Genomic DNA, 24,845 nt, shown 5'->3' on the forward strand with positions numbered 1-24,845 from the left:
TCTCGTTGATCGCTATCGCTTAGGCCGAACAGCCAATACGCGCAACCCGCCAGAAACGGCGCGACGGCGTGCCGCGCTGTCCGGTCTTGCAAGCCGGGTTGCGATGGTTCACCAATCCGCGACTTCAACCGCCGGGACAAATCCATGGCTGCTGCCATATCCGATGCCGCGCCTTTCGCCGCCCGCGATCGCGACCTTCGCAACCGCGCGCTGGTACGCGGTTGGCTCTATGTCGTGCTCCTGGTGCTGTTTGCGCTGGTACTGGTCGGCGGCGCTACAAGGCTCACCAATTCCGGCCTGTCGATCACCGAATGGCAGCCGATACACGGCGTCATCCCGCCGCTCAATGATGCCGAGTGGCAGGAGGAGTTCCTGCGCTACCAGCAGACCCCGCAATATGCCGAACTCAACAACGGCATGAGCATCGAGGCGTTCAAATCGATCTTCTGGTGGGAATGGGTGCACCGCATCCTGGCGCGTAGTGTCGGCGTGGTCTTCGCCCTGCCGCTGCTGTTCTTCTGGGCGACGCGCCGCATCGAGCGGGGCCTCGGCACGAAGTTGTCGGGCATCCTCCTTCTCGGCGCTCTGCAGGGCGCGATAGGCTGGTGGATGGTGGCGTCCGGGTTGGTTGACCGGGTTTCGGTCAGCCAATACCGGCTGGCGACGCATCTGACGCTGGCGGCGCTGATCTTCACGGCGACCATGGTGGTCGCGCGTGGGCTGGCGCCGCACTCGGAACCTGCCGCCGACCGCTCGACGCAACGTCTGGCCGGCTTCCTGGCGCTGCTGGCGCTGGTCCAGATCTATCTCGGCGGGCTGGTCGCAGGGCTAGACGCCGGCTTGAGCTACAACACCTGGCCGCTGATGGACGGCAAGCTGGTCCCCGACGACCTGCTGCTGCTCGAGCCGGCATGGCGCAATTTCTTCGAAAACCCGAAGACGGTGCAATTCGTCCACCGGGTCGGCGCCTACACGATCTTCGCGGTCGCGCTCTGGCACATGATTGCGACACGCCGGCGCCTGCCGGGCACGACGCATGCCCGACGCGCGACGCTTCTGTTCCTGATTGTCGCGGTGCAGGCATCGATCGGCATCGGCACCCTATTGATGCATGTGCCGCTGCACATGGCCCTGACGCATCAGGCATTCGCGCTGGTTCTGCTGGGCTTCGCCGCCGCGCATTGGCGCGGTACCAAGGGCGCTTACCCGCTGCCCCACGAGATCGCTCTCAGAGGCTGAGCCGCACCCGCCGGATGCCGCGGCAATCGCCAGCTCGCGGTTTTCGTCGACCGCATTGCGATCTTCATGATGCCATGCAGCCGACAGGCAGCCATAGGCGATGGCGTGGTCCAGTATCGCGGGCGGCGACTGGCCGAGCGTTGCGGCAAAGACATGCGCCATATGCGCGATCCGCCGCGGATCGATGCAAAGATCGTCTCGGTCGAGTGGGTTGTAGAACACATTGGCGGCATCGAAGCCGGGGTCGCCGAGAACGCCCTTCGGGTCGATCGCCAGCCAGCCGGGCGGACCGTGCATGATGTTGTCGTGATGCAGGTCGCCATGCAGCGGCCGCACGTCGTGCGGATTGGACAACAGCCGTTCCGCGATTTCGGCAGCTTCGACATACAGGCTCTTTTCGCCGGCGGCGCGATCGGCCTTCGCCTTTTTGAACAGGCTGGAAAACCGGGTCCGCAACGGCTGAAGGTCCGGCGGGGCAGGGTGCTTCGACGGCGAGACCAGCCTTGCCATCACCTCCGCCGCGATCGCGGTGGCGGCATTGTCGCCCTGATCCGCAATCATCTGTGACAGCGAGGTTTCGCCGGCATACTCGAGCAGCATGCGGTGGCCATCGCGGCCCAGCAGCCGCACCGCGCCTTCGCCGCGTCGCCAGGCGAGGAAATGCTCGCCGCGCAACTCGTCCTCGACATCGTCGAAAGGCTTTAGATCCTTGACGATTGCCGGTGAGCCGTTTTCGCGAGCAACCTTCCAGATGCGGCTGCTGAACGTTTCGGCGATGAGTTCGGGCGCGCCGACCTTCCAGCGCTTTGGAAATGCCGGCACATCCATTCAGAGGCCGAGCATCAGATCCATGTTCTGCACGGCGGCGCCCGAGGCGCCCTTGCCGAGATTGTCATAGACCGCAAGCAGCAGCGCCTGAGCTCGATCGTCATTGGCGAAGACGTAGAGCTTCATCCGGTTGGTGCCATTATAGATCTCCGGATCGATGTCGGGCATGCGTTCCTGATGCAGATACGGTGCCACCTCGACCACGCCGCCATCGATGGAAGCGAAATGATCGGCGATCGCCGCGTGAAGCTCGGCGCCGGTCGGCACATGGTCGAGGCCGCCGAGTTGCAGCGGCACCACCGTGATCATGCCTTGCGCGAAATTGCCGACCGCCGGCTGCATGATCGGATCGTGCGAAAGCCTGGCATAGGTCCTGAGCTCAGGCACGTGCTTGTGCTGCAGCGTCAGCCCGTAGGGCAGGAATTCCGGCGCATCCTCGCCCTTGCCGACATAATCCTCGATCATCGGCCGGCCGCCGCCGGAATAGCCGGAAATGCCGTTGACGGTGACCGGAAAATCGGCCGGCAGCAGCCCCGCCGCAACCAGCGGCCGCAGCGTCGCGATTGGTCCTTGCGGCCAGCAGCCCGGATTGGCGACGCGCTTCGCCGAAGCGATCTTCTTCGCCTGGTCCTTGTCCATTTCGGCGAAACCATATTCCCACCCATCGGCGACACGATGCGCCGTCGAGGCGTCGATCACTTTGGTGGTGTCATTGGCGATCAGCGAAACGCTTTCCTTGGCGGCTGCGTCCGGCAAACAGAGGATCGCGACATCGGCAGCATTGAGGAACTCGGCGCGCGCTGCCGTTTCCTTGCGGCGCTCGGTCGGGATGGAGATGATTTCCAGGTCGCCACGCTCGGCAAGCAGCGCCCTTATCTGCAGACCGGTGGTGCCGTGCTCGCCGTCGATGAAGATTTTCGGTTTCATTGCTTGCCAAAATTCCTGTTATCTCAAAGCTATATGCCGCTTGCCTGATTCAATCCGGCAACGCCGTGATTGCCCTGGTTCATTTCTTCGAGCCGGGCCTTTCGTTCCGCCAGCAGCCCGAGATAGTGCATGGCCACCATCGAGCCGGCAATCGCCGTTATATCGGCGTGATCATAGGCTGGCGCAACCTCGACGACGTCGGCGCCGACGATATCGAGCTGGTTGATCTGGCGCAGCACCGACAGGATCTTTGCCGAAGACGGGCCTCCCGCGACCGGCGTTCCGGTGCCGGGCGCAAAAGCCGGGTCCAGGCAATCGATGTCGAAAGTGACATAGGTCTTCTTCCCGCCCGTACGGTCGACGATGGCATACGCGATGTCGGACGCACGCATTTCCTCCACTTCATGGCCGTACAGGATCTTGATACCGAACGTGTCGGGCGCATGGGTGCGGATGCCGATCTGGATCGACCGGTCGGGGTCGATGATGCCCTCCTTGACTGCACGGCCGACGAAGGAGCCGTGATCGATGCGCTTGCCGTCGTCGGGCCAGGTGTCCTGGTGTGCGTCGAACTGCACCAGAGCCAGCGGGCCATGGATGGCGGCATGCGCCTTGAGCAGCGGCCAGGTGACGAAGTGATCGCCACCGAGTGACAGCAGAAAGGCGCCGGATTTCAGGATCTTGGCCGCTTCGCGTTCGATCGTGGCAGGCGTCTTCTGGTGATTGCCGCTGTCGAGCAGGCAGTCGCCATAATCGACCACGGCAAGCTGTTCGAACAGATCGCGCGAAAACGGATATTGCGGGTCGTTGTCGAGGATGGCCGAGGCGCGGCGGATTGCCTGCGGCCCGAAACGGGCGCCCGGCCGATTGGTGACCGCAGCGTCGAAGGGAATGCCCCACACCACCGCATCGGCGTCCTTCACGTCCTTCGAATATTTGCGCCGCATGAACGACAGGGCGCCGGCATAGGTCGGCTCGAACGACGCACCCGTCCTGGAGCGGGTGGTGAAGGCATGATCGATGGTCCTTGGCGGCATGAAGCGATCTCCTGTGCGTCGACGCGCAACCTTATTGGACATAATTCTCAGAATTGCGACCCCTGCGGAGGATCATGGCCATTCGATCCGGTCACAAATCCTTGCTCGCCAGGCGAACCCGGCATGGCTCGCCAGGAGATTGCCTGGCAAGCAACCGAAAGTAGCCGCCGAAGACTGCTTCGGCCGGCGCTGACCTGATTTTCCGGCATTTTGCAAGCCGGCTTCGTTCACCTGCCTGTCACGGGCATCGCTTAACCGGGGTGCGATCCCGGTACGGAGCGATTCTCGTGCGAACGACTTGTCTCATGCGAACGATTTGGCTGAGTCTTCTGCTTGCCGCGGCGCTGGCGCTCTCCCTTGGCCAGGCATCGGCAGGCGAAACGCGCGCCAGGCAGATTCTCGACCGCTTCGAGCACGCCAACCAATGGCGCGACCATGTGATAGTGGCCGCGCACCGCGCCGGCGGCATGCAATCCGGCAAGACGCTCTATCCCGAAAATTCGATCGCCGCCGTCGAGGCGTCGATCGCAATGGGCGCCGAAATCGTCGAGGTCGATATCAGGCGCTCGAAGGACGGACAGTTCGTCGTCATGCATGACAGTTGGCTCGACCGCACGACGAATTGCAAGGGTGAGGTCGACAAGCACACATTGGCCGAACTCAAGACGTGCCGGTTGGTGATCGAAGGCACTGGCGCAGTTACGGGCGAGACGGTCTCGACATTGCGCGAGATGTTGATGACGACCAGGGACAGGATCCTCATCAATCTCGACAACAAGCTCGATATCGAAAGCCTCGTCGGCATGGTCGCGGTTGCGCGCGACCTCGACATGGCCGAACAGGTGATCGTCAAGGAGAACCTGTGGAATGCGGAGCGGATTGCCAGCGTCAAGGCCGCCATGGACGCGATCGGCAGCGGCTTCCAGTTCATGCCGATTATCGCCGATGACGCGGTTCGCGACGCCATGTTTGCCGAGAAAGTGGGCCGGGCCTTCCCGATGCGCGCGGTCGAGATGATCAACTGGCGCAGCGGATCAGAGACACTGACCGAGACCGGCGGCCCGCTGTTCAGCCCGCGCATGCGCGCGCTGGCGGTGAGGGGCGACTGGCACATCTGGGCCGACACCTATGCCATCGTCAACAAGCCGGGAGGCTTCCTCGCCGGCGGTCGCGGCGACGAGCTGGCGGTTGCGGCCAGCCTGCCGCGCGAGACTTATGGCTTCTGGGTCGAGCGCGGCGCCACCATCATCCAGACCGACGAACCGAAGGCCGCCATCAGTTGGCTGGCGGCGAACGGTTTTCGCGTGCCCTATGCCGGTGAGAAGCGCCCGGCCGAGCCGGCCAACACGGCCAGCATCAACTAGACCGGCGCGGCGAGAATTGGATCTCCCTCTTGTGGTGACGATGCCCGGCATGGCAGAAGGGCGCTGTCCCGCCGACCCCAGGCCGACAGCGCCAAACTTTCGAAGGAACCCAGAAACAGAAAACCCGCCTCCGTGGGCGGGTCGCTGGAGCCAATTAGCACCATACCCAGATTAGTAGCATAGCTGCCGGCACAAAGCAAGAACAAAATGTGGCGTAGTAGCAGAAAAATGCGACGATCCTTCAGCGCCTCGGCGGTCCCGCCTGCAAGGTCGCGCGCCTTCGCTGTCCTGCCGGCAATCTCCCCCGCAAGGGAACCCACTTGGGGGAGATTGGCTCATCACTGCCTTCGGCAATCTACCCGCAGGCCGCCATTGCCACACCATCCAGCTCCTTGATGACATCGTCCGACAGTTCGAGGTCGGCAGCGGCGAGGTTCTCTCTGAGATGCGCGACGGAAGACGTGCCGGGAATCAGAAGAATGTTGGGCGCGCGGCGAAGCAGCCAGGCGAGCGCGACCTGCATAGGCGTGGCGCCGAGGCGTGCGGCGACCTTGGACAAGGTCGACGACTGCAACGGGTTGAAGCCGCCAAGTGGGAAGAACGGCACATGGGCGGTGCCGTCGCGGGCCAGATCGTCGATCAAGGCATCATCGCCCCGATGCGCCAGATTGTACTGGTTCTGCACGCAGACAATCCTGCAAATCCGGCGGCCTTCGGCGATCTGTGCAGCGGTGACGTTGCTCAGCCCGATGTGGCGCACGAGGCCCTGTCGCTGGAGCTCGGCAAGCGTCGCAAGCGGCGCCTCGATCGACCCTTCGGCGGGGCCATGCGCGTCGAACATGACCCGAAGGTTGACCACCTCCAGCACGTCGAGTCCGAGATTGTGCAGATTGTCTTGCACCGCCTGTGTCAGCTCTTCTGCCGAGAAGGCCGGCAGCCATGAGCCATCCGTGCCACGTCGGGCACCGATCTTGGTGACAATAACGAGGTCGTCTGGATAGGGTGCGAGCGCTTCGCGGATCAACAGGTTGGTCACGTGCGGGCCATAGAAGTCGCTGGTGTCGATGTGGTTGACGCCTTGTGCAACGGCTTCGCGCAGTACGGCCAATGCCGCGTCGTGGTCCTTTGGTGGGCCGAAGACGCCTGGCCCTGCGAGCTGCATGGCGCCGTAGCCGAGCCGTCTCACTGGGCGGTCGCCGAGGATGAATGTGCCGGACTGGTCGACGCTGGACATGGTCTTTCTCCTTCAGGAACGGTGCACAGATAGACGCTGTCCGATCTCATGATAATTGGGTACAATTCGCACGGGCTGTGCGGAACGACGAACAATGCAGATTGATCTCGGGGACCTGAACGCCTTCGTGGCCGTAGCGCGCGCCAAAGGTTTTCGGGATGCGGCACGCGCCAGCGGCGGCAGTGCGTCCGGCTTGAGCGAGGCGGTGCGGCGGCTGGAGACGCAGCTCGGTGTCAGGCTGCTCAACCGGACGACCCGCAGCGTTGTCCTGACGGAAGCCGGCGAAGGCCTGCTGGCGCGGCTCGGTCCTGCCTTGACCGAGGTGGAGTCGGCCCTCGACGTAGTGAACGGCTTTCGCGACAGGCCGGCAGGTACGTTGCGCCTCAATGTGCCGGTCAGCGCGGCGCGGCTGGTACTGCCCAGCATCGTTCCGCCTTTTCTCGCCGCCTATCCGGGCATCCGGTTGGAGGTGATCTCGGAGGAGAGCTTCGTCGATGTGCTGGCGGCGGGGTGCGACGCCGGCATCCGCTATGGGGAGCGGCTGGAGCAGGACATGATCGCTGTGCCGATCGGACCGCGTGTGCAGCGCTTCGCCACCGCCGCCAGCCCGGCCTACCTGGATCGTCATGGCCGGCCGCAACACCCGCGCGACCTGCTCGGCCACGCCTGCCTGCGCGGCCGCTTTGCCAGCCGTGCGATGCCGCCGTGGGAATTCGAGCGCGACGGCGAGGTGGTGCGGGTCGACCCGACGGGGCCGCTTCTCGTGACCCTGGGCGGGGCGACTGACCTCAAAGTCGATGCAGCCATCGCCGGCACCGGCATCATCAGCCTGTTCGAGGATTGGCTACGTCCTCACTTCGAGAGCGGAGCGCTCGAACCGCTGCTTGAACCCTGGTGGCAGAGCTTCTCCGGGCCGTTCCTTTACTATCCCGGCCGGCGCCTCGTGCCGGCGCCGTTGCGGGCGTTCATTGACTTCATCAAGGCGTCCGCCGGCCAGCCCTGACACCCGGGAGAGCCGCGCCCGAAAATAAGCGCGGCTCCCTTCCCTCAGGTGACCCGCCACTACGTTTCGCGGCAGGTCTTGCTTGATCTATTTGACTGGAATCATCAGGTGCGCGTAGGGCGTGTCGGGGAACATGACGTATGGTTGTGTGGGGTTCGGCTCGTGGGGATACAAGGCCATCATGTCTGGTGCGTTCATGACCATCACGTGCGGACCATCATGCAGCCATTCGGCCCCCTCCGGCGGCTTGGTTGCAAAGGGGTCGGTATTGCTGGCCGCATCGCCTCCTTTTAGCATGTAGGCGAAAGCAACTTTCCCTGCAGGCGGCTCCTTCTTGGACATGATCGCGTGCATCCACGCCATCCCGTTCTCATCCGTGCACATTGGGTCGTCGGCGGGAGTGCTCGGGTCGTCCGGGATGCAAGTGAAACCGTTGGTGCCCTTCCTCAACGTTTTCATCTCCCAATTCACGACGGCGGCGTTTTTGCCGACAGCCGCCGGTGCCGCTGTAATCGCATTCTCGATCAGCTGCTCGTCGCTTTTGTCGGCCGCAGGCGCGGCGAATGCCCAAGTGGCGGCGACAGCTGCCAGAAACACACTGCTGGAATGGATGCGCATTGCCTCCTCCTTCGCGAGCGTCGGGTTACCGGCGCGTCGCAACGTGCACAGCTCCCGCTCTGTGGAGTTGGCTGCTGGCCTGGGATCTGGAACGCGCCTGTAATTAAGATACTACTAATATTACGTAGGGTCACCTGAAGATGCGGGATTGCTATGTCGACAAAGAAAAGGGGGCTGCGAATACGCAGCCCCTCTGAAAAAATCGATAGAAAACCGGTCTTTGTTTAACGCTTCGAGAACTGGAAGGAGCGGCGGGCCTTCGCCTTGCCGTACTTCTTGCGCTCGACGACGCGGCTGTCGCGGGTCAGGAAGCCACCCTTCTTGAGCACGGCGCGCAGCGCCGGCTCGTAATAGGTCAGCGCCTTGGAGATGCCGTGGCGCACGGCACCCGCCTGGCCGGAAAGGCCGCCGCCGATGACGGTGGCAACGATGTCGTACTGGCCGGCGCGATTGGCGGCGATAATCGGCTGGTTGAGGATCATCTGCAGCACCGGACGCGCGAAATATTCGGCGAACACCTTGTCGTTGACGACGATCTTGCCGGAGCCGGGCTTCATCCAGACGCGGGCGATGGCGTTCTTGCGCTTGCCGGTGGCGTAGGCGCGGCCCGACTTATCGAGTTTCTGGACGTGGACGGGTGCGGCCGGCTGGGTGTTGGTATTGCCGGTGGCAGCTCCGAGTTCTGCGAGCGAGGAAAGCTCAGCCATCTTACGAAACCTTCTTGTTCTTGGCGTTCAGCTTGGCCACGTCGAGGACGACGGGCTGCTGGGCGACATGCGGATGTTCCGTGCCTGCATAGACGCGGAGGTTCTTCATCTGGCGACGGCCGAGCGGGCCACGCGGGATCATGCGTTCGACGGCCTTCTCGACGACACGTTCGGGGAAACGACCCTCGAGCAGCTGGCGCGCGGTGCGCTCCTTGACGCCGCCGGGATGGCCGGTGTGCCAGTAATAGACCTTGTCGGTGAACTTCTTGCCGGTGAACACCACCTTGTCGGCATTGATGACGATGACGTTGTCGCCGTCGTCGACGTGCGGGGTGAAGGTGGGCTTGTGTTTGCCGCGAAGATGATTGGCGATGACAGTGGCGAGACGGCCGACGACGAGACCCTCGGCGTCGATCAGCACCCACTTCTTCACCACATCCGCAGGCTTCTGCGAAAAGGTTGCCATGGATTGTTGCTTTCGGTTCGGACCTTCAAAAGAAGGCGTTTCTTGTTGCTTGGATTGGCGAAAGGCGCTTGCCCGCCGCCAATAACAAAACGGCGGCCTTTGCGGGCCGCTGTTCCGTGAGGGCTTATAGGAGAGGACGGCGACTGCGTCAAGGCGCGTGAAATGTCGGCGAGCTATCAAAATCCAGCAAAAACAATGCCTTGGATGAAAGGTATTATTTTACCACACCGTCAATCCGCTTTGGCGGGATCGAATAGGTGCCCGTTGCGTGCGCTACCGTGTGTCCCTCCGGGCCGGCGACGATGTCGATATCGAACACCATCAGGCTCTTGCCGAGCTTGAGGATGCGGCAATGGCCGTCGATCGGCCCGGCCTCGGCCTTGCGGACGAAATTGATGTTGAGACTGGTGGTGACCGAAAGCGCATCCGGTCCGGCATGCGAGAGCACGCAGACATAGCCGCCTATGTCGGCCAGCGTGAACAGCGCCGAACCCGACACGGTGCCGCCGGGACGCAAATGGCGCTCGTCGGCGTTGAGCCGCACGACACAGCCGCCTGGAAACACCTCCAACGCCTCGTAGAAGGTGAACTGGTCGTTGAGCTGCGGGAAAATGGTCGCCATCAGCGCGTTGATTTCGGCAGCCGTCAGCACCGGCTTGAGATTGCTGTGGGCGGGCATTTCAGTCTCCCGGTTTGCGCCCTGCATGTATGAACGCGACGTGGCGTTTCTGGCAACACCCCATTCATTATGGCAGAAGCGGACGAGGGAGTTGGACGAAGCGAGGCGGCATACTAGATTAGTCCATCATCGATCCGGAATCGCAGAGGAATGATCATGGCCGAAATCGTCGCCATCAAGCCTGCCGTTGCCGAAGGGCCGGTCGTCTCCAGGCTGGACAACGGCGTGCTGCGCCTGACGCTCGCCAATCCGCCGGCCAATGCTCTTTCGCTTGCAGTGATGGCGGCGCTGACGGCGGAACTCGACCGCGCCAAGGCCGACAAATCCGTCCGCGTCATCGTCCTCGGGGCGGTCGGCAAGGTGTTCTGCGCCGGACACGACCTCAAGGAGTTGAGCGCGCACCGCGCCGATGCCGATCGCGGCAGGGGCTTCTTCGAAAAGACGTTTTCCGCCTGCGCTTCACTGATGCAGGCGATCGTTCGCCATCCTAAGCCGGTGATCGCCGAAGTCGACGGCCTGGCGACGGCGGCCGGGTTGCAGTTGGTCGCCAGCTGCGATCTCGCCATCGCCTCGCACGAGGCGACCTTCTGCACGCCTGGCGTCAATATTGGACTGTTCTGCTCGACGCCGATGGTGGCGCTGTCGCGCAACGTCTCGCGCAAGCACGCCTTGGAAATGCTTTTGACCGGCGAGACGATCGATGCGGCAACCGCCAAGGAATTCGGCTTGGTCAACCGCGTCGTGCCGCGCGAATATCTGAATCAGATTGTCACCAAATACGCGCAAACCATTGCGTCCAAATCCTCTCTGGTCGTCAAGATCGGCAAGGAAGCCTTCTACGAACAGGCAGAAATGGGGCTGGCCGAGGCCTATGATTACACCGGGCGCGTCATGGTCGAGAACATGCTGGCGCGCGATGCGGAAGAGGGCATTGGCGCCTTCATCGGCAAGCGCAAGCCGGAATGGCCGGAGGAGTAGGAGGCGGATATGGAACCGCGCATCTCCATCGTCACCATCGCCACCGACGATCTCGACCGTGCGACGCGCTTCTATGAGGCGATGGGCCTGACCCGCCATGCCGGGATCACCGACGGCGTTGCCTTCTTCCAGATGGGCGGCGCCATTCTTGGCTTGTTTCCGCGCCCAAGCGCCGAAGAGGATTCGGGCGTCAGCTTCTCGAAGGCGCCGTCGGCCGTCTACCTCGCCTACAACACCCGCTCTGACGCCGAGGTCGACGAAGTGCTTGCGGCGGCTGAGAAGGCTGGCGGCAAGATCGTCAAGCCGGCCGGGCGCGCCTTCTGGGGCGGCTGGTACGGCTATTTCGCCGATGCCGACGGGCATGTCTGGGAAGTCGCGCACAATCCGGCCTTTCCGATTGCGGAAGACGGAACGATCTCGCTGCCGGCCTGACGACGTTCTCCCTGGCCCATTGCAAGCCACTTGCTCGGCTGTTGGCACCTCACTCCGAAGCGCTGTATGACGAGGCATGAACCACGACGCCTACGACAACGCCTATATTGCCGGCATCCTCAATTCGGTGAAGACCATCGCCATGGTCGGCGCGTCGGCCAATGACGTGCGGCCGAGCTATTTCGTGCTGAAATATCTACTCGGCAAGGGGTTTTCGGTGTTCCCGATCAATCCCGGCCAGGCCGGCAAGGCGATCCTCGGCCAGATGACCTATGCCAGGCTCGCCGACGTTCCGGAACCTGTCGATATGGTCGACGTGTTTCGCGCTTCCGCTGCCGTGCCGGGCATTGTCGACGAGGTGTTGCGGCTCGATCCGCTGCCGAAGGTCATCTGGATGCAGCTTGGCATACGCCATGACGAGGCGGCCGCACGCGCCGAAGCCGCCGGCATCAAGGTGGTGATGAACCGTTGCCCCAAGATCGAATATGGCAAGCTGTCCGGCGAGATCGGCTGGACCGGCGTCAATTCCGGCGTCTTGTCCTCGAAGAAGCCGCTCATGCGGCCGGGATTCCAGAGTTTCGGCGTTCGCCAGAAGTAGGTAATGAATGGTGAATGGTGAATAGAAGGATTTTTCTGGAAGGCCGGCAAGGCGGCATATGAGCCGCTTGCAATCAAGGTGGGGCTGGCCGACTTTGCCATTCACCATTCACCATTCACCATTCACCATTCACTATTCACCATTGAGGGAGGTTTTTCGATGGCCCGCACGCCCGGTTTCAACACGCTCGCCGTCCATGCCGGCGCCAAGCCGGATCCGGCGACCGGCGCGCGAGCGACGCCGATCTACCAGACCACCTCCTTCGTCTTCGACGATGCCGACCATGCCGCCTCGCTGTTCGGGCTGAAGGCGTTCGGCAACATCTACACCCGCATCATGAACCCGACCCAGGCGGTGCTGGAAGAGCGCATCGCGGCACTCGAAGGCGGCACGGCAGGCCTTGCGATAGCCTCCGGCCATGCCGCGCAGGTGCTGGTCTTCCACAATCTGATGCAGCCCGGCGACAATTTCGTTTCAGCGACAAAGCTTTACGGCGGCTCGATCAACCAATTCGGCCACGCCTTCAAGAATTTCGGTTGGCAGGTGCGCTGGGCCGACACCAATGACATCTCGACCTTCGAGAGCCAGATCGACGACAGGACCAAGGCAATCTTCATCGAGAGCCTGGCCAATCCGGGCGGCGTCTTCGTCGATATCGAGAAGATCGGCGACATTGCCCGCAAGCACGGCCTGCCGCTGATCGTCGACAACACGCTGGCCTCGCCCTATCTGCTGCGGCCGATCGAACATGGCGCCGACATCGTCGTGCATTCGCTGACCAAGTTCATCGGCGGTCACGGCAACTCGATCGGCGGCGCCATTGTCGACGGCGGCACCTTCGATTGGTCGAAGTCGGGCAAATATCCGATGCTGTCGGAGCCGCGCCCCGAATATGGCGGCCTCGTCCTGCACGAGACCTTCGGCAATTTCGCCTTCGCCATCGCTGCTCGCGTGCTCGGCCTGCGCGACATCGGCGCGGCGATTTCGCCGTTCAACGCATTCCTTATCCTGACCGGTCTGGAAACCTTGCCGCTCAGGATGCAGCGCCACTGCGACAATGCGGCGGCGGTCGCCGGATGGCTTTCCAATCATCCCAAGGTCGCCTGGGTGTCCTATCCCGGGCTGCCCAGCGACAAAAACAATGCGCTGCAGAAGAAGTACTCGCCGCTTGGCGCCGGCGCGGTGTTCACATTCGGGCTGAAGGGCGGCTATGCGGCGGGCATCAAGTTCGTCGAGGCGCTCGAACTGTTCTCGCATCTGGCCAATGTCGGCGACACCAAGTCGCTGGTCATCCACCCGGCATCGACCACGCATCGCCAGCTTTCCGACGAGCAGAAGATCAATGCCGGGGCAGGACCGGACACGGTCAGGCTTTCGGTCGGCATCGAGGACGTCAACGACATCGTCGCCGATCTGGAACAGGCTCTCGCCAAGGTTTGATCGCCATGACCACGCCGAAATTTCTTTCCGTCGGCGTCGACACCGTCGAACCGGAACTTGGCGCACCAGCGCCGGATCGCCTGATTTCGGGCGATCCGAAATTCCGCACCTGGAATGTCGAGGAACAGGACGGTGGCCTTTATGCCGGCATCTGGGAAGCAACGCCGGGCAAATGGCGCATCGAATATGATGAGTGGGAGTTCTGCCACATCCTGTCAGGGGTTTCGGTGATCGCCGAAGACGGCGGCGATGCGCGCACCGTCAGGGCAGGCGACAGCTTCGTGCTCAGGCCGGGCTTTAGAGGAAGCTGGGAAGTGCTTGAAACGACGCGCAAGGAGTATGTAATCAAGCTTTGATCTCGCATCGCGCCGGACTTTACAAAAGGCGATCGATGTCCGCGTCGGAAAATCCGTATCGGCTCATCATGTCGCGGTGCCATGAAACTGCAGGGTGAATGTGACCGTCACGTTCGATCCGTTTCCGGCCGCGGGCCGGTGTAGCGGACAATCCAGAGCCCCTGGTTCTTGTCAGTTATGTAAATGAAGCCGCGCCGGTCCACGACCACGTCCTCGGTCTGAACAACCAGCTTGTCTTCCGGCATAGGGCCGTAGCGTCGGACTGGCTCCGGCGGGATGAAGTAGCCGACCTCGCGCGGAAGCCGAGTATTCGAGACGTCATAGACCCTGAGCCCAGCGTTGAAGTGCGCGATATAGAACAGATCGCCTTGTTTCTGGACATCGGGATGATGCTGGTGGTGGTTGATGTTGTGCGGTCCGCGCCAGCCGCCACGAGTTGTGAAATCCGAATAGGGAGCGCCTTCGGGTGGCACTGGTTCGGGCAACAGCGACAGCAGAAAGGGTTCACTGGAATCGGAAATATCGACGATCGAAGCGTGATGCATCGGACCACGTCCATAGGTGACGTTCTCCGAATTGGCGAAGGCAATGCCGCGCTCTGGAATCGGCAGCACGCTATGCACACCGAAGCGCGAGTGAAACGGAGGGCTGAAGCTCAGGCCGCCGACCTGCCTCGGCTGGGAGACATCGCTAATATCGAGCACAACGATTCCCGCCGCACCATAAGGCAAATAGACAAGATCGCCAGTGACATAAGGCGGGCCGTGCAGCGAGACATCTTCGCCCGTGCTGGCGCAGAAGGCGCCGCACATGCATTGCGGCTTCAGTCGCAACCGGTAGCGATCGGCGGTCTCCTGGTCGGCGGCGGGCTTCGCAGCCGCAAAGCTCTCGCCGCCGGCCTCGTGCTGGCCCGGCACCCACCAGCGTCCGGCTTCGCGCGGATTCGAGCGATCCGAAATATCGAGGATGACGTAGATGTTGCCCCTGTAACCCGGCATGTCGGCGGCAAGGTGGACATAACGTCCACCGGGATAGAGGTTGCGATGCGTGCCGTTTCCGCCGGCGCGGTAGTGACTGAGTTGTTTCGGATTGATGGGGTCTGCGATATCCCAGATCAGAACGCCTTCGCCGAACGGTGCGTCGGGGTCACCGCCGAAATTAGCAAAGGGCTTTTCGAGGGCGGTCACCATCGTGTCGCCGGACAAATCTATTTGTAGAGTCCAAGTATTCGTGCCGAGATAGGGCACGAACTTGACCGCCTCGGGCTTGGCCGGGTCGGTCACGTCCACGATGCTCCAGCCGGAGTGCCAGAAGTGCCCAGTGTAGAGATACCAACGTTCGCCAACCTGCCTGATCGCCATTTTGAAGGCTGGGCGATGATCGAGATCGGTATAGCCCACTGCTTCGACATTGTGGGCGAAAGCGCCAGGGGGCGCTGGCGACGAAGCTGGAACGGGTTGGGCAAGGGCCTCGCAAACAAGACCGGATTGAGATGTCGCGGCGATCGTCGCGCCGATGAGCGGCACTTTCAGCATCTGGCGGCGTGAAATCTCGGAATTTTTCAAAGCGCGTCTCCCGGATTTTGCAGCTTTCCGGATTTTGCAGATTCCGATACTTTCCCTCCAATATCGTTTGAGCCATGGGTAATTCTATTTGGGAAATTAAAGGCTGAAGATGAACCACAAGCTGATGCAGTCCTTCATGGCCGTCGCCGAAGAGCTGCATTTCGGGCGCGCGGCAGCGCGCTTGCATATCTCACAGCCGCCCCTGACAAAGCAGATCCAGCAACTGGAACAGGCGATGGGTGTGCGCTTGCTGGAGCGCACCAAGCGCAAGGTCGAACTGACTGCGGCGGGGCGTGTGTTCCTTGATGAGGTTAGGGCCGTGCTTCAGCAGACAGAGCAGGCGGTGGAGCTTGCTCGCAAAGCCGATCGTGGCGAAACCGGCCATCTTGCTGTCGGATTCATCGACGCGGCTATCTACAGCGTGGTGCCGTCTGTCGTCCAACGCTTCACCAAGCGCTATCCCGAGGTCGAGTTGAGCCTGACCGACCTGCGCATTCCCAATCAAGTCAGGGCTGTGGCCGAACGCCAGCTCGATATCGGTTTTGTTCATCCTCCCGTCGTTCACAACGCATTGAAGGTCGAAAGCATACTGGTCGAACCCCTGATCGTGGCCTTGCCGGAAACGCATCGGCTGGCCTCGGAAGCAGAGGTCGCGCTAGCCGACTTGGCCTCCGAAGCGTTGATTCAGTTCCCGCGCAGCATCAATCCATCCCTCTATGACGAGATCGTCGGGTTGTGCCGTTCATCCGGGTTCAGCCCGAGGATCGTTCGAGAAGCAACGCCGAAGCAGACAATCATCGGACTTGTATCCGTCGGGCTGGGCGTCTCGCTGCTGCCCGCCTGTCTGCAAAATTTGCGCCGGAGCGGCGTCGTTTATCGCCCTATCCAGGGACGAACCTTGTCTATCGACACTTCAATCATCTACCGGCATGAACAACCCTCGCCGGTGCTGAAGGCCTTCCTCGACATCGTCCGCGAGACGACGCAAAAAGATTCAAATCCCGTCTCTCTTCAAGCTTCATGACCGAATTTCTATAGGCATCCGGGATTGTTAGTGTGAGGTCCTGCTTCCGGTAGCTTCATCGTTCAATCAGCGATTATTTGGCACTCGCGGCCTTGAGATGTTACCTATTTGACCGGAATTCGCCGGAGCCGGCTTCGAAGCCTGTCGTCGGAAGCCGTCCTCAGATTCTGACGGCAAGCGTTTCCAGCCCGTGGAAATGATACGTGTCACGGAAGCGCGGCTGTTCGGCCATTTGGAGCCGCGGCAGGCGTTCGAACAAGGTTTTCAGCGACACCTGCAGTTCGAGCCGGGCGAGCGGCGCGCCGATGCAGAAATGGATGCCGGCGCCGAACGACACGTTCTTCTGGTCGGCACGGTCCGGCCTGAAGGCGAGGGGCTCGGCAAACGCAGTAGGGTCGCGATTGGCCATGCCGAGCAGCAGACCGATCGTCTCGCCCGGCTGGACGATGATCCCCGGCCCGGCCTCGACCTCCTGATAGGCGTAGCGCGTGAACATGTGTAGCGGCGCGTCGAAGCGCAGGCACTCTTCGACCGTCGCGGCTGTTGCTTCCGGTGAGGCGAAAAAGCGGCGCGGGTCGCCGCCTTGCGCAAGGATCGAGCGCACCGCATTGCCGGTCTGGTGGACAGTTGCTTCATGGCCGGCATTGAGCAAAAGGATGGCCGAGGATACCAGCTCGTTCTCCGACAGTTTCTGGCCGTCCTCCTGTGCCGCAATCAGCAGCGACAGAAGATCCTCGCCCGGCCTCTTTCGCCGCTCGGCGACGTAGCCGCGCAGAAAATCGGAAAAGTCGCGCGCGGCGCGATTGGCCGTGTCCTCCGTCTCGCGGGTGCGGCCATGCATGTACATGGCGACCATCCGATGCGACCAGTCGAGCAGCTGCGGCCCCATGTCGACCGGCACGCCGAGCATTTCCGCAATGATGGTGATCGGCAAGGGAGCTGCGAATGCCGGCAGCAGGTCGACTCCTCCTGGTTCGAAACGGTCGATCAGTTCGTTGGCCAGCGCCTCGACACGTGGCCTGAGCCGCTCGACCTGGCGCGAGACGAAGGCGCGGTTGACCAGCATTCTGAGCCGTGTGTGGACAGGCGGCTCCAGCTCCAGCATCGAATTGGCCTCGATGCCGTCGAACGCGCTGAGGTGCGTGCGGTCCTGACCGATGCCTCGGCTGTCCGGAATGCCGGCCGGGTTCTGCCGGCCGAAGCGGCGATCGCGCAGCAGCCGGTTGACGTCGTCGAAGCCGCCAAAGCACCAGAAACCAAACTCCTCCCAGAAGAAGGCGTTCGATGCGCCATGCAGGAAGGCGTAGGCTTCGTACGGATTCTGGAAGAACGCCGGCTCGTGCGGATCGAGCCGCAGGCGACGCGTGGCTGGATCAAAAGCAAGGTAGGGCGGCTTCAATTCGGTCATGCCAGATCATTAGCGCGGCTTGCCAGTCTGGTGCCAGACCGTATGTTGGCCCTCCAGTGAGGTGAGCCGCCGAAGCGGTTGCGGAAGGACGGTTTTCATGAATGTGATCGTGGTCGGTGCAGGCATTGCCGGGCTATCCACGGCGTGGTCACTGGTCAGGGCCGGGCACCTCGTCTCGATCGTCGAGCAGGGACCGATCCCCAATCCGCTCGCCGCCTCGGGCGATCATCACCGCATCATCCGCCGCGCCTACCGGGCCGGAACGGGCTACGGCCGGCTGATCACCGAAGCCTATGAAGCCTGGGATGAGATGTGGGCCGATCTCGGCGAAAGCCATCTCGATCCGCGCGGCTTCATCTGCATTTCGCGCCAGCCGGGAGATGAGGCCGAGGAATACCGAGAAGGCATGGAAGCCGGGAACTACCCGTTCGAATTGTTCGAGCCGGATGCCGCGGTCGAACGCTGGCCGTTCCTGGAACCTGGTTCATTCCGCTATGCGTATTTTTCGCCGGACGGCGGCGCGCTGCACTGCCGCAAGATCGCCGCCGGCCTCGCCAGGTGGCTGCGCGCGAACGGCGCCAATGTCTACGAGAACAGCAAGGTGGTCGAGATCGACGCCGAGGCCGGGCATATCGTGCTGGCAGGCGGCGAAACGATGCAGGCCGACCGGATCGTCGTCGCTGCCGGCGCCTGGGTGCTGAAACTGTTCCCGGAGCTGGACGGCGAGCTGAAAACCTGGCGCACCGCGCTCGCCTATGTCGAACCGCCAGCGGATCTGCAGGCAGCCTGGCAGGCAGCGCCGGTTGTCCTCGACATTGGCGGCACTGTCGACGGCTACGCAATCCCGCCGACAGGCGGCGCCGGCATGAAATTCGGCTCGGGCCTGCACAGGGTGCCGACCAGCGATGCCGACTGGAACCGTCAGCCGGTGCCGGGCGAGGGTGAGGCGATCCGCAACCTGTTTTCGCCGCCGCTTGCCCGTATCGAGGAGTATAAGGTCACCGAGGTGGTCACCTGCGCCTACACATTCACCGCCGACGAGAAATTTCTGGCACACCAGAAAGGCAGATGCCTGGTCGTCTCGGCCTGCTCCGGCCACGGCTACAAGTTCGGCGCGGCAGTCGGCAGAAGGGTTGCGGCCTGCGTCGGCAATGGCGATGTCGACGGCCTGAAGAAATGGCTCAGGGCAGAGGTGGCCTGAGCGGCTGCTAGTACCGGCAGTGGCGTGGGATGTGCACGCGCCGCCAGCTGGATGAGCCCTCCCTGACCACCACGCGGCGAGCCACTGTCTGATAAGACGCCGGAATGTCGACGATGCGCTGTTGCTCCGGCCGCACGAGAACCTCTTCGGCGACGCTCTCGTATTCGGCGGGCAGGACAACGCGCCGCCGGCGTTCCGGCTCAATCACGACGATCTCGGCCACGCGTTCATAGCGCGCCTTGTGCCTGACCTTGCACAGCACCTTGCGGCCATTGATGATGCGCCATTCCCAGGAATAGCCGCCGTCATCGACCCTCACGGACCGGTAGATGGTGCGGGTGATGGCGGGCACGATCTCGTAGCTGACGCGCGCCGGCGCGATCTGCACCACGCGCTCGCGCGTCCCGTAGATTGGCGCCTCGTATTCCACCTGCTGGCCGGCTGGGCTGACGAGCACATCCTCGTAGACGGTGTCGTAGACGGCCGGCCGATTGACCTGCTCGTAGCATTCGACCGCGCGTCCGCCGGCCGCCGTTTCCGACATTGTGCCGAGCATGGTCAGGCCGGCAATGGCGAAGGAAGAAGCTTTCCTGGTCATGGAACTCCCCCTGTTCGAACCGCATGAAGCGGGTTCAACGTTGAACTGTAGGGAAAGCCATGTCGTGGAAAAGGCGATTCATCAAACTTCGTTAATTCGACTACCTGAGTCCGACACACAAATTCTTGCTGCCAATTAAGCATCCGCTAACAATCAACGAATAACATTTGACGTATTCGAGTTGATTGACTTGGTCGCTGGTCAGGAACGTCGTGGGGGGACGTAGCTGGCCATCCGGTGTCGCATGCGATCCCGCGTTTTCCGCATATCTCGTCCTGCAACAATCCTTTCAGTAAATGTGACGTTGCCCTTGGATCCTCCACCCAGGCTGCAAGTCGTACCTGTGGCGGCGTTCCTTTGCGAGCGCCGGGCAAATGGAGGCCGACATGCCCGCAGAACCTGTTGCGAAATCCGTTGTGCAACTGCCGGCACCGACGGCTTCCACCGCAAGCCATGAACTCACCGACCTTTGCCTGGCACTCTGGGCCAGAATGGGATTGTCCTGGAAGCCTGCCGTCGAATGGTTCCCACGCGTGGTCGTTCTGCATTCGGCGATCTACCGCACGATGTTCGACTCCTCGTCGGAAGGGGACATCGATGCCGTTCTTCTGGCCGATGAGCGGCGTAACTCGCCGCTGGACAACCTGCGTGACCACATTCCGCTGGCGATGGTGCCTGTCATCGATCTGGGCGGCCGTGCCGGCCGGTTCGCGGATGTACATTTCGATCTGATGCAGCAAACGACTTGGGCGGAGACGGCAAAATGCATTCTCGATTTTCGCCGCCGCCGCGAACAGCTTGCCGCGCACATCCGTTCGACAAATACGCCCGAAACGCGCTTTCTTGCGCATGCCTTCGTCGCCGGCAGAAGCATCGAAGCCAAGCGCTATCCGATGACGTCGGCCTCCATAAGCTATCCGGGCTTTCCGTCGGCGGCCAAGACGATCCCGATCGCCGAAGATCTCTCCCATCGCGGACTTCTGCTTAAGACCTTCTTCGACCGCGTGCATGAGTGCGGCGCCTGCGGGTCGCGGCGGCTTACCGTTCGCGAGGAATGTCCCTCCTGCCGTTCGGCCGATATGTTCGAGGCCGAGCTTATTCATCATTATCGTTGCGCGGCTCTTCGTCCTGAAGGCGATTTTCGGCAGGGAAGCGCACTGGTCTGCCCCAAATGCAGCCAGCAATTGCGTCACTATGGAAAGGACTATGACAAGCCCGGCCACTCGCAAATCTGCAGGAGGTGCAAGGATTCGACATCGGAGCCGGCTGTTGGATTCGTCTGCCAGGATTGTGATGCGCGGGCTGATGGCGACAGCGTTAAACGTATCGACTTTTTTTCCTACGCACTCACGGATCAGGCGCTGTCTCTGCTCACCAGTCCGGAGAAAAAGCTGCCAACGTCCTTGTTGGGGTTGCCGCCATCCCTGGTTCAGGAACTCGACCGCGCACGCATGACCGGAGCGAAGGGCCCGCCGTTGGCGGTCACGGAATTGCGTTACGGAGCACGAGATTCGCTCATAAAATCAAAGGGCCAGGACGTGTTTGAGAAACTGCGCCGTCTCTTCATCGAAAACCTGAGCAATTACCTTGCGGAGACAGGATCGGTGCACAAAGGCGCCGCCGCCGACTATTTCATCATGACGGCGAAGGGCGACGAGACATTGTCGGAGCAGATATCGGCAATGCTTTCAATCTGCGAGGCGTCTTTGGGCGAAAAGCTTGACCCTCGCCCTCGGGTGGCGACCAAAACGGGGCAAGCCTCGCGTTGAATGATCTCGAACTCGGATTTGCGTTCCTGCTAGCTCAATCGACGGCGAGCCTGGCCTCCGTTTTCTGGTACACGCTGGTCTTTGAGTTCCCCCGCTACATCATTCCGTTCGTCGCGGCCGCTGTGACCATGCGTTCGCGTGATGCCGCGGGTTCGATTGAGCATGAGCGACCATTACGGCCCAATGTAAGCATCATTCTGGTTGGCCATAATGAGGCTGAGTCCATCGAAACCTGCGTCCGCTCGTTGCGGGAACAGTCTTTCAATGACTTCGAAGTTGTCATTGTCAGTGATGGTTCGACCGATCGGATGAGCAGGGTCTCGCAAGCTCTGGTCAAGAAAGGTTATGCCTCGCGCATCATTTCGACGGATCTGAGGGGCGGCAAGGCGAGCGGGATCAATCTGGCGTGCCGCGTAGCCAAAGGCGACATACTGATCAATGTCGATTGCGACTGTTCGTTTGATCGGTACGCGATCGAGAATATTCTCGGTCCCTTTTCGGATCCAGCGGTTGGAGCGGCATGCGGCGATATTGCACCGCGCAACGGCCACGCGAGTATCGTCGCCCAGTTTCAGGAGATCGAATATTTACAGTCGATTTCGGTCGGAAAGCGTATTGCTGGAGCTCTCGATCAGGTCGTTTGCATTTCGGGAGCGTTCAGCGCCTTCAGGCGCAAAGCCCTTTTGGGGGTTGGGGGGTTCGACGTAGGCGGTGGCGAGGATCTGGATGTCACGCTGAGATTGCGGCGGGCCGGCTGGCGCATGGCCTATGTCCCGGATGCGATCTGCTATACGGACGTCCCGATAACCGCATACCAATATATCCGCCAGCGATTGCGCTGGGAACGCGATGCCATTTGGCTACGCTTTCGCAAACACTACCGCCTGTTTCGTGTCTCGGACTCGGGTTTCCGGCTTCCGGAGGCCCTACACCAATGGGATTTCCTCCTTTTCAACGTCGTTGGTGCCGCGATATTCCCGCTCTATCTCGTCTGGCTTGCCCTCCAGTACGGCTCTTTCACGCCCGCGATCCTCATCGGCATGCAGTGCGGCCTCCTGGTTCTCGACGTGTTTGTGCTGGCGCTGGCCAGTTGGACCACCGAGCGACGGGGGTTCTGGCGAAGCATATGGTTCCTGCCCGGCTACTCCCTGTTCATGACCTATGTGATGAGACCCGTTCGATTGATCGCCTATATCGATGAATGGGTGTTCTCAGGTTCACATCGCGACAACTACACGCCGATCAAAGTTCGGCTAGAGCGGCCCTGGTAGAGAACGAGCTTCAGATGAAATACATTCGAAAACATGTCCGAGTGGACAATCTGGGAAAACAGCAGCGCGCGAGTGTGGGAAGTTGGGGTCGCATCGTTTACCTCGCTCTCCTCGGTTTGTTTTCCTCTTCGATCGTCTACTACCTCATTGGTGATGCGGTCGTCTTGTCAGCGGACGGTATTGTCCTGAAGGATCGGTATGCCGTCGATGCCGCCTATCCGGCCAAGGTAACGCATGTCTTTGTCAAGGCGGGAGACCAGGTCGAGCCCGGTACATTGCTCGTCGAGCTTGAATCGTTCGACATGGTCAAGGAGCTCGCGGAGCTGCTGTTGCGACAGGGTGAACTCGCCGTTCGCGAGGGCCAGCTCCACAGCCGACACGAAGCGATACAGTCCGTGATGCTGCTGGCCGAGCGGACAGCGCGTGAAACCAGGACGACACTTGCTAGAATCGACACCATCGTCACGGCAGGCATCGTCTCGACTTCGACGAAGGACGAAGCCGTTCGTGGCAGCTTCCAGGCCGCCGAACATCTGGCTGATCTGACCGGTCAATTGCAAGCGACCAAATCCGAACTCGCCCTGGTGGCGCAATTCCGTGCGAGATCGGGCGAGGCTATGGATGAGGTAAAGGCCATATATGACGGCGGAAACATCCGCTCGGTCACGGAGGGGGTCGTTGGCGCCAAGGTGCCGGTCCCTGGCCAGGTGCTGCGGTTCGGCGATCCGCTTCTACAGATCGACGGCGGCAAGTCCTACGTCCTCGCCTATCTGCCGGACAACTATCTGTTTTCGCTGCGCGAAGGAATGGCGGTCGACGTGGGTAACGGAACCGAGCGTGCAAGAGGAACAGTCGAAAAGATTCTGTCGGTCGCAGACGCGTTGCCGGACGAGTTTCAGAACATGTTCCGGCCCCGCGACAGGTCAAGGCTGATCCGTATCGCACTCGATGAGTCGAATTCCTTCGCGGTCTCGCAAAAAGTATCAGTGAGTGGTTGCGCGTTCGGCTTCTGTTGGGCCAGGTAATGCCTGCTTAATCTTGCGGAGGCAGCTACTTAGCCGTCCCGGGAACGCAGTCAATCTTCCTCGCCCGATACGATGTTCCAGGCCCTTGGCGTTGCGAGCGACGCCAGTGCCACCATGGCCGCGCGAAACCGTGGGATCAAAGAGGTGAAGTCAATCCACCAGGATCCGTGCCGCGTCCTCCGGGCACCGTCGGCAAGCTTGATTCGTTTTAACCAAGTGGCTAGGAGAGGCGGCCTTGCGCTAGGGTGAGCCGGCATCCTATTTACACAACAACGATCCAGAACCGATTCTGCCCGATTGCAAATCTCCGGCGCCGGAATCCCATCCTCAAAAAGGGATAGTCCATGAAGAACCCCGTCGAAACCTACATGAACCTCGTTCCGATGGTGGTCGAACAGACCAATCGCGGCGAGCGGGCCTATGACATTTTCTCGCGGCTCCTCAAGGAGCGCATCATTTTCATTACCGGTCCGGTCGAGGATGGCATGGCGACGCTGGTCTGCGCGCAGCTGCTGTTCCTCGAGGCGGAGAATCCGAAGAAGGAAATCAACCTCTATATCAACTCGCCCGGCGGCGTCGTCACCTCCGGCATGGCGATCTATGACACCATGCAGTTCATCAAGCCTGCCGTGTCGACGCTCTGCATCGGTCAGGCCGCCTCGATGGGCTCGCTGCTCTTGACGGCGGGCCACAAGGACATGCGCTTTGCCACGCCGAACGCCCGCATCATGGTCCACCAGCCTTCCGGCGGCTTCCAGGGCCAGGCTTCCGACATCGAGCGCCATGCCCAGGACATCATCAAGCTGAAGCGTCGCCTCAACGAGGTTTACGTCAAGCACACCGGCAAGAGTTATGATGAGATTGAAAAAACGCTCGACCGTGACCATTTCATGACTGCCGACGAGGCCAGGGATTTCGGCCTCATCGACAAGGTCATTTCGTCACGTGAGCCGGTCGAAGGTATTGCCTTATAGGTCCGCGGTGGCCCCGCGGTGGCAATGAGTGGCGGGATCACGCGCTTTTGGCGCAGCTTGCGGCATTTCGGCCACAATTGGCTGTTCCCTCGACGGGTGCAATT

The 24,845-nt window shown here is 61.5% G+C and carries 24 protein-coding genes and 1 pseudogene; 14 read left to right on the forward strand and 11 right to left on the reverse strand.

Translation table 11 applies throughout. From position 1 onward, the window contains the following. Window positions 1-144: 144 nt before the first annotated feature. On the forward strand, window positions 145-1,239 hold the full coding sequence (locus tag NKH41_RS12975; protein WP_352932818.1) for a COX15/CtaA family protein: 1,095 nt from the start codon (window positions 145-147) through the stop codon (window positions 1,237-1,239). A gap of 15 nt (window positions 1,240-1,254) precedes the next feature. On the opposite strand, the pseudogene NKH41_RS12980 reads toward NKH41_RS12975, so the two are convergent. The 3 genes and pseudogenes from NKH41_RS12980 to speB form a co-directional block, all read right to left on the reverse strand. Further along, window positions 1,255-2,067: pseudogene (locus NKH41_RS12980) on the reverse strand (aminoglycoside phosphotransferase family protein); the annotation flags it as partial. Beyond that, complete coding sequence (argC, locus tag NKH41_RS12985) at window positions 2,068-2,994, reverse strand: N-acetyl-gamma-glutamyl-phosphate reductase (RefSeq protein ID WP_352619204.1); 927 nt, start codon at window positions 2,992-2,994, stop codon at window positions 2,068-2,070. Window positions 2,995-3,023: 29 nt separating this feature from the next. Beyond that, window positions 3,024-4,031, reverse strand: coding sequence for an agmatinase (gene speB, locus NKH41_RS12990; protein WP_352449331.1), 1,008 nt, complete (start codon window positions 4,029-4,031; stop codon window positions 3,024-3,026). 305 nt (window positions 4,032-4,336) lie between these two features. On the opposite strand from speB, the gene NKH41_RS12995 reads away from it, so the two are divergent. Further along, entirely contained in the window at window positions 4,337-5,395 is a 1,059-nt protein-coding gene (locus NKH41_RS12995) for a glycerophosphodiester phosphodiesterase family protein (RefSeq protein ID WP_352932821.1), read from the forward strand. 355 nt (window positions 5,396-5,750) lie between these two features. Here NKH41_RS12995 and NKH41_RS13000 read toward each other — a convergent pair whose 3' ends face one another. After that, window positions 5,751-6,629 (reverse strand): aldo/keto reductase family oxidoreductase, encoded by an 879-nt coding sequence (locus NKH41_RS13000; protein ID WP_352932824.1) that lies wholly within the window; start codon window positions 6,627-6,629, stop codon window positions 5,751-5,753. A gap of 94 nt (window positions 6,630-6,723) precedes the next feature. On the opposite strand from NKH41_RS13000, the gene NKH41_RS13005 reads away from it, so the two are divergent. Continuing rightward, window positions 6,724-7,632 carry a LysR family transcriptional regulator gene (locus NKH41_RS13005; RefSeq protein ID WP_352932827.1) on the forward strand — a complete coding sequence of 303 codons (909 nt, stop codon included), beginning with the start codon at window positions 6,724-6,726 and terminating at the stop codon, window positions 7,630-7,632. 87 nt (window positions 7,633-7,719) lie between these two features. Here NKH41_RS13005 and NKH41_RS13010 read toward each other — a convergent pair whose 3' ends face one another. From NKH41_RS13010 to NKH41_RS13025, 4 genes are all read right to left on the reverse strand, one after another. Next, a complete protein-coding gene (locus NKH41_RS13010) occupies window positions 7,720-8,250 on the reverse strand; it encodes a hypothetical protein (protein WP_352542425.1) in 531 nt (176 codons plus the stop codon). A gap of 224 nt (window positions 8,251-8,474) precedes the next feature. Next, window positions 8,475-8,957 carry a 30S ribosomal protein S9 gene (rpsI, locus tag NKH41_RS13015; protein WP_352932830.1) on the reverse strand — a complete coding sequence of 161 codons (483 nt, stop codon included), beginning with the start codon at window positions 8,955-8,957 and terminating at the stop codon, window positions 8,475-8,477. Between the two features lies 1 nt (window position 8,958). Further along, a complete protein-coding gene (gene rplM / locus NKH41_RS13020) occupies window positions 8,959-9,423 on the reverse strand; it encodes a 50S ribosomal protein L13 (RefSeq protein ID WP_023674645.1) in 465 nt (154 codons plus the stop codon). A 214-nt stretch (window positions 9,424-9,637) separates the two neighbouring features. After that, entirely contained in the window at window positions 9,638-10,102 is a 465-nt protein-coding gene (locus NKH41_RS13025; protein WP_352471978.1) for a PaaI family thioesterase, read from the reverse strand. 156 nt (window positions 10,103-10,258) lie between these two features. Between NKH41_RS13025 and NKH41_RS13030 the strand changes: the two genes are divergently transcribed. The 5 genes from NKH41_RS13030 (at window position 10,259) to NKH41_RS13050 (ending at window position 13,906) form a co-directional block, all read left to right on the forward strand. Next, the gene (locus NKH41_RS13030) at window positions 10,259-11,080 is read left to right on the forward strand and encodes an enoyl-CoA hydratase (protein ID WP_352833301.1); all 822 of its coding nucleotides are present in this window, start codon (window positions 10,259-10,261) and stop codon (window positions 11,078-11,080) included. A 9-nt stretch (window positions 11,081-11,089) separates the two neighbouring features. After that, complete coding sequence (locus NKH41_RS13035; protein ID WP_352542617.1) at window positions 11,090-11,512, forward strand: VOC family protein; 423 nt, start codon at window positions 11,090-11,092, stop codon at window positions 11,510-11,512. A 76-nt stretch (window positions 11,513-11,588) separates the two neighbouring features. Next, window positions 11,589-12,110 carry a CoA-binding protein gene (locus NKH41_RS13040; RefSeq protein ID WP_352542616.1) on the forward strand — a complete coding sequence of 174 codons (522 nt, stop codon included), beginning with the start codon at window positions 11,589-11,591 and terminating at the stop codon, window positions 12,108-12,110. Between the two features lie 159 nt (window positions 12,111-12,269). Beyond that, window positions 12,270-13,550 (forward strand): O-acetylhomoserine aminocarboxypropyltransferase, encoded by a 1,281-nt coding sequence (locus NKH41_RS13045; protein ID WP_352932835.1) that lies wholly within the window; start codon window positions 12,270-12,272, stop codon window positions 13,548-13,550. 5 nt (window positions 13,551-13,555) lie between these two features. After that, complete coding sequence (locus tag NKH41_RS13050) at window positions 13,556-13,906, forward strand: cupin domain-containing protein (protein WP_352542614.1); 351 nt, start codon at window positions 13,556-13,558, stop codon at window positions 13,904-13,906. Window positions 13,907-14,013: 107 nt separating this feature from the next. Here the strand turns inward: NKH41_RS13050 and NKH41_RS13055 are convergent, their stop codons facing one another. After that, a complete protein-coding gene (locus NKH41_RS13055) occupies window positions 14,014-15,471 on the reverse strand; it encodes an LVIVD repeat-containing protein (RefSeq protein ID WP_352932838.1) in 1,458 nt (485 codons plus the stop codon). Window positions 15,472-15,580: 109 nt separating this feature from the next. Here NKH41_RS13055 and NKH41_RS13060 point away from each other — a divergent pair, with 109 nt between their 5' ends. Continuing rightward, window positions 15,581-16,495 (forward strand): LysR family transcriptional regulator, encoded by a 915-nt coding sequence (locus tag NKH41_RS13060; protein WP_352682001.1) that lies wholly within the window; start codon window positions 15,581-15,583, stop codon window positions 16,493-16,495. Between the two features lie 160 nt (window positions 16,496-16,655). On the opposite strand, the gene NKH41_RS13065 is transcribed toward NKH41_RS13060, so the two are convergent. After that, complete coding sequence (locus NKH41_RS13065) at window positions 16,656-17,903, reverse strand: cytochrome P450 (protein WP_352932841.1); 1,248 nt, start codon at window positions 17,901-17,903, stop codon at window positions 16,656-16,658. A gap of 97 nt (window positions 17,904-18,000) precedes the next feature. On the opposite strand from NKH41_RS13065, the gene NKH41_RS13070 reads away from it, so the two are divergent. Beyond that, the gene (locus tag NKH41_RS13070) at window positions 18,001-19,104 is read left to right on the forward strand and encodes an NAD(P)/FAD-dependent oxidoreductase (protein ID WP_352614130.1); all 1,104 of its coding nucleotides are present in this window, start codon (window positions 18,001-18,003) and stop codon (window positions 19,102-19,104) included. A 7-nt stretch (window positions 19,105-19,111) separates the two neighbouring features. Here the strand turns inward: NKH41_RS13070 and NKH41_RS13075 are convergent, their stop codons facing one another. Then, window positions 19,112-19,702: a hypothetical protein gene (locus NKH41_RS13075; protein ID WP_352542611.1), complete on the reverse strand. Its 591-nt coding sequence runs from the start codon at window positions 19,700-19,702 to the stop codon at window positions 19,112-19,114. 374 nt (window positions 19,703-20,076) lie between these two features. Between NKH41_RS13075 and NKH41_RS13080 the strand changes: the two genes are divergently transcribed. The 4 genes from NKH41_RS13080 (at window position 20,077) to NKH41_RS13095 (ending at window position 24,741) form a co-directional block, all read left to right on the forward strand. Next, window positions 20,077-21,471 (forward strand): TackOD1 domain-containing metal-binding protein, encoded by a 1,395-nt coding sequence (locus NKH41_RS13080; RefSeq protein ID WP_352614129.1) that lies wholly within the window; start codon window positions 20,077-20,079, stop codon window positions 21,469-21,471. Beyond that, window positions 21,468-22,742: a glycosyltransferase family 2 protein gene (locus tag NKH41_RS13085; RefSeq protein WP_352471966.1), complete on the forward strand. Its 1,275-nt coding sequence runs from the start codon at window positions 21,468-21,470 to the stop codon at window positions 22,740-22,742. Before NKH41_RS13080 ends, NKH41_RS13085 begins: the two co-directional genes overlap by 4 nt. A 14-nt stretch (window positions 22,743-22,756) precedes the next feature. Beyond that, window positions 22,757-23,767 carry an HlyD family secretion protein gene (locus NKH41_RS13090; RefSeq protein ID WP_352614128.1) on the forward strand — a complete coding sequence of 337 codons (1,011 nt, stop codon included), beginning with the start codon at window positions 22,757-22,759 and terminating at the stop codon, window positions 23,765-23,767. A 344-nt stretch (window positions 23,768-24,111) separates the two neighbouring features. Beyond that, window positions 24,112-24,741, forward strand: a complete 630-nt coding sequence (locus NKH41_RS13095; RefSeq protein ID WP_023674655.1) for an ATP-dependent Clp protease proteolytic subunit — start codon at window positions 24,112-24,114, stop codon at window positions 24,739-24,741. The last annotated feature ends 104 nt before the right edge of the window (window positions 24,742-24,845 follow it).

The sequence above is a fragment of the Mesorhizobium sp. M1169 genome, assembly GCF_040318345.1.
Lineage (GTDB): Bacteria > Pseudomonadota > Alphaproteobacteria > Rhizobiales > Rhizobiaceae > Mesorhizobium.

What these genes read in the sequence shown, in the direction of transcription:
- NKH41_RS13065 (WP_352932841.1), bottom strand. Translation starts at nt 17,903, where the DNA reads ATGACCGAATTGAAGCCGCCCTACCTTGCTTTTGATCCAGCCACGCGT.
- NKH41_RS13035 (WP_352542617.1), top strand. Translation starts at nt 11,090, where the DNA reads ATGGAACCGCGCATCTCCATCGTCACCATCGCCACCGACGATCTCGAC.
- NKH41_RS13045 (WP_352932835.1), top strand. Translation starts at nt 12,270, where the DNA reads ATGGCCCGCACGCCCGGTTTCAACACGCTCGCCGTCCATGCCGGCGCC.
- NKH41_RS13090 (WP_352614128.1), top strand. Translation starts at nt 22,757, where the DNA reads ATGAAATACATTCGAAAACATGTCCGAGTGGACAATCTGGGAAAACAG.
- NKH41_RS13080 (WP_352614129.1), top strand. Translation starts at nt 20,077, where the DNA reads ATGGAGGCCGACATGCCCGCAGAACCTGTTGCGAAATCCGTTGTGCAA.
- NKH41_RS13005 (WP_352932827.1), top strand. Translation starts at nt 6,724, where the DNA reads ATGCAGATTGATCTCGGGGACCTGAACGCCTTCGTGGCCGTAGCGCGC.
- NKH41_RS12975 (WP_352932818.1), top strand. Translation starts at nt 145, where the DNA reads ATGGCTGCTGCCATATCCGATGCCGCGCCTTTCGCCGCCCGCGATCGC.
- rplM (WP_023674645.1), bottom strand. Translation starts at nt 9,423, where the DNA reads ATGGCAACCTTTTCGCAGAAGCCTGCGGATGTGGTGAAGAAGTGGGTG.
- rpsI (WP_352932830.1), bottom strand. Translation starts at nt 8,957, where the DNA reads ATGGCTGAGCTTTCCTCGCTCGCAGAACTCGGAGCTGCCACCGGCAAT.
- NKH41_RS13040 (WP_352542616.1), top strand. Translation starts at nt 11,589, where the DNA reads ATGAACCACGACGCCTACGACAACGCCTATATTGCCGGCATCCTCAAT.
- NKH41_RS12995 (WP_352932821.1), top strand. Translation starts at nt 4,337, where the DNA reads ATGCGAACGATTTGGCTGAGTCTTCTGCTTGCCGCGGCGCTGGCGCTC.
- NKH41_RS13095 (WP_023674655.1), top strand. Translation starts at nt 24,112, where the DNA reads ATGAAGAACCCCGTCGAAACCTACATGAACCTCGTTCCGATGGTGGTC.
- NKH41_RS13070 (WP_352614130.1), top strand. Translation starts at nt 18,001, where the DNA reads ATGAATGTGATCGTGGTCGGTGCAGGCATTGCCGGGCTATCCACGGCG.
- NKH41_RS13025 (WP_352471978.1), bottom strand. Translation starts at nt 10,102, where the DNA reads ATGCCCGCCCACAGCAATCTCAAGCCGGTGCTGACGGCTGCCGAAATC.
- NKH41_RS13030 (WP_352833301.1), top strand. Translation starts at nt 10,259, where the DNA reads ATGGCCGAAATCGTCGCCATCAAGCCTGCCGTTGCCGAAGGGCCGGTC.
- NKH41_RS13050 (WP_352542614.1), top strand. Translation starts at nt 13,556, where the DNA reads ATGACCACGCCGAAATTTCTTTCCGTCGGCGTCGACACCGTCGAACCG.
- NKH41_RS13000 (WP_352932824.1), bottom strand. Translation starts at nt 6,629, where the DNA reads ATGTCCAGCGTCGACCAGTCCGGCACATTCATCCTCGGCGACCGCCCA.
- NKH41_RS13060 (WP_352682001.1), top strand. Translation starts at nt 15,581, where the DNA reads ATGAACCACAAGCTGATGCAGTCCTTCATGGCCGTCGCCGAAGAGCTG.
- argC (WP_352619204.1), bottom strand. Translation starts at nt 2,994, where the DNA reads ATGAAACCGAAAATCTTCATCGACGGCGAGCACGGCACCACCGGTCTG.
- speB (WP_352449331.1), bottom strand. Translation starts at nt 4,031, where the DNA reads ATGCCGCCAAGGACCATCGATCATGCCTTCACCACCCGCTCCAGGACG.
- NKH41_RS13010 (WP_352542425.1), bottom strand. Translation starts at nt 8,250, where the DNA reads ATGCGCATCCATTCCAGCAGTGTGTTTCTGGCAGCTGTCGCCGCCACT.
- NKH41_RS13075 (WP_352542611.1), bottom strand. Translation starts at nt 19,702, where the DNA reads ATGACCAGGAAAGCTTCTTCCTTCGCCATTGCCGGCCTGACCATGCTC.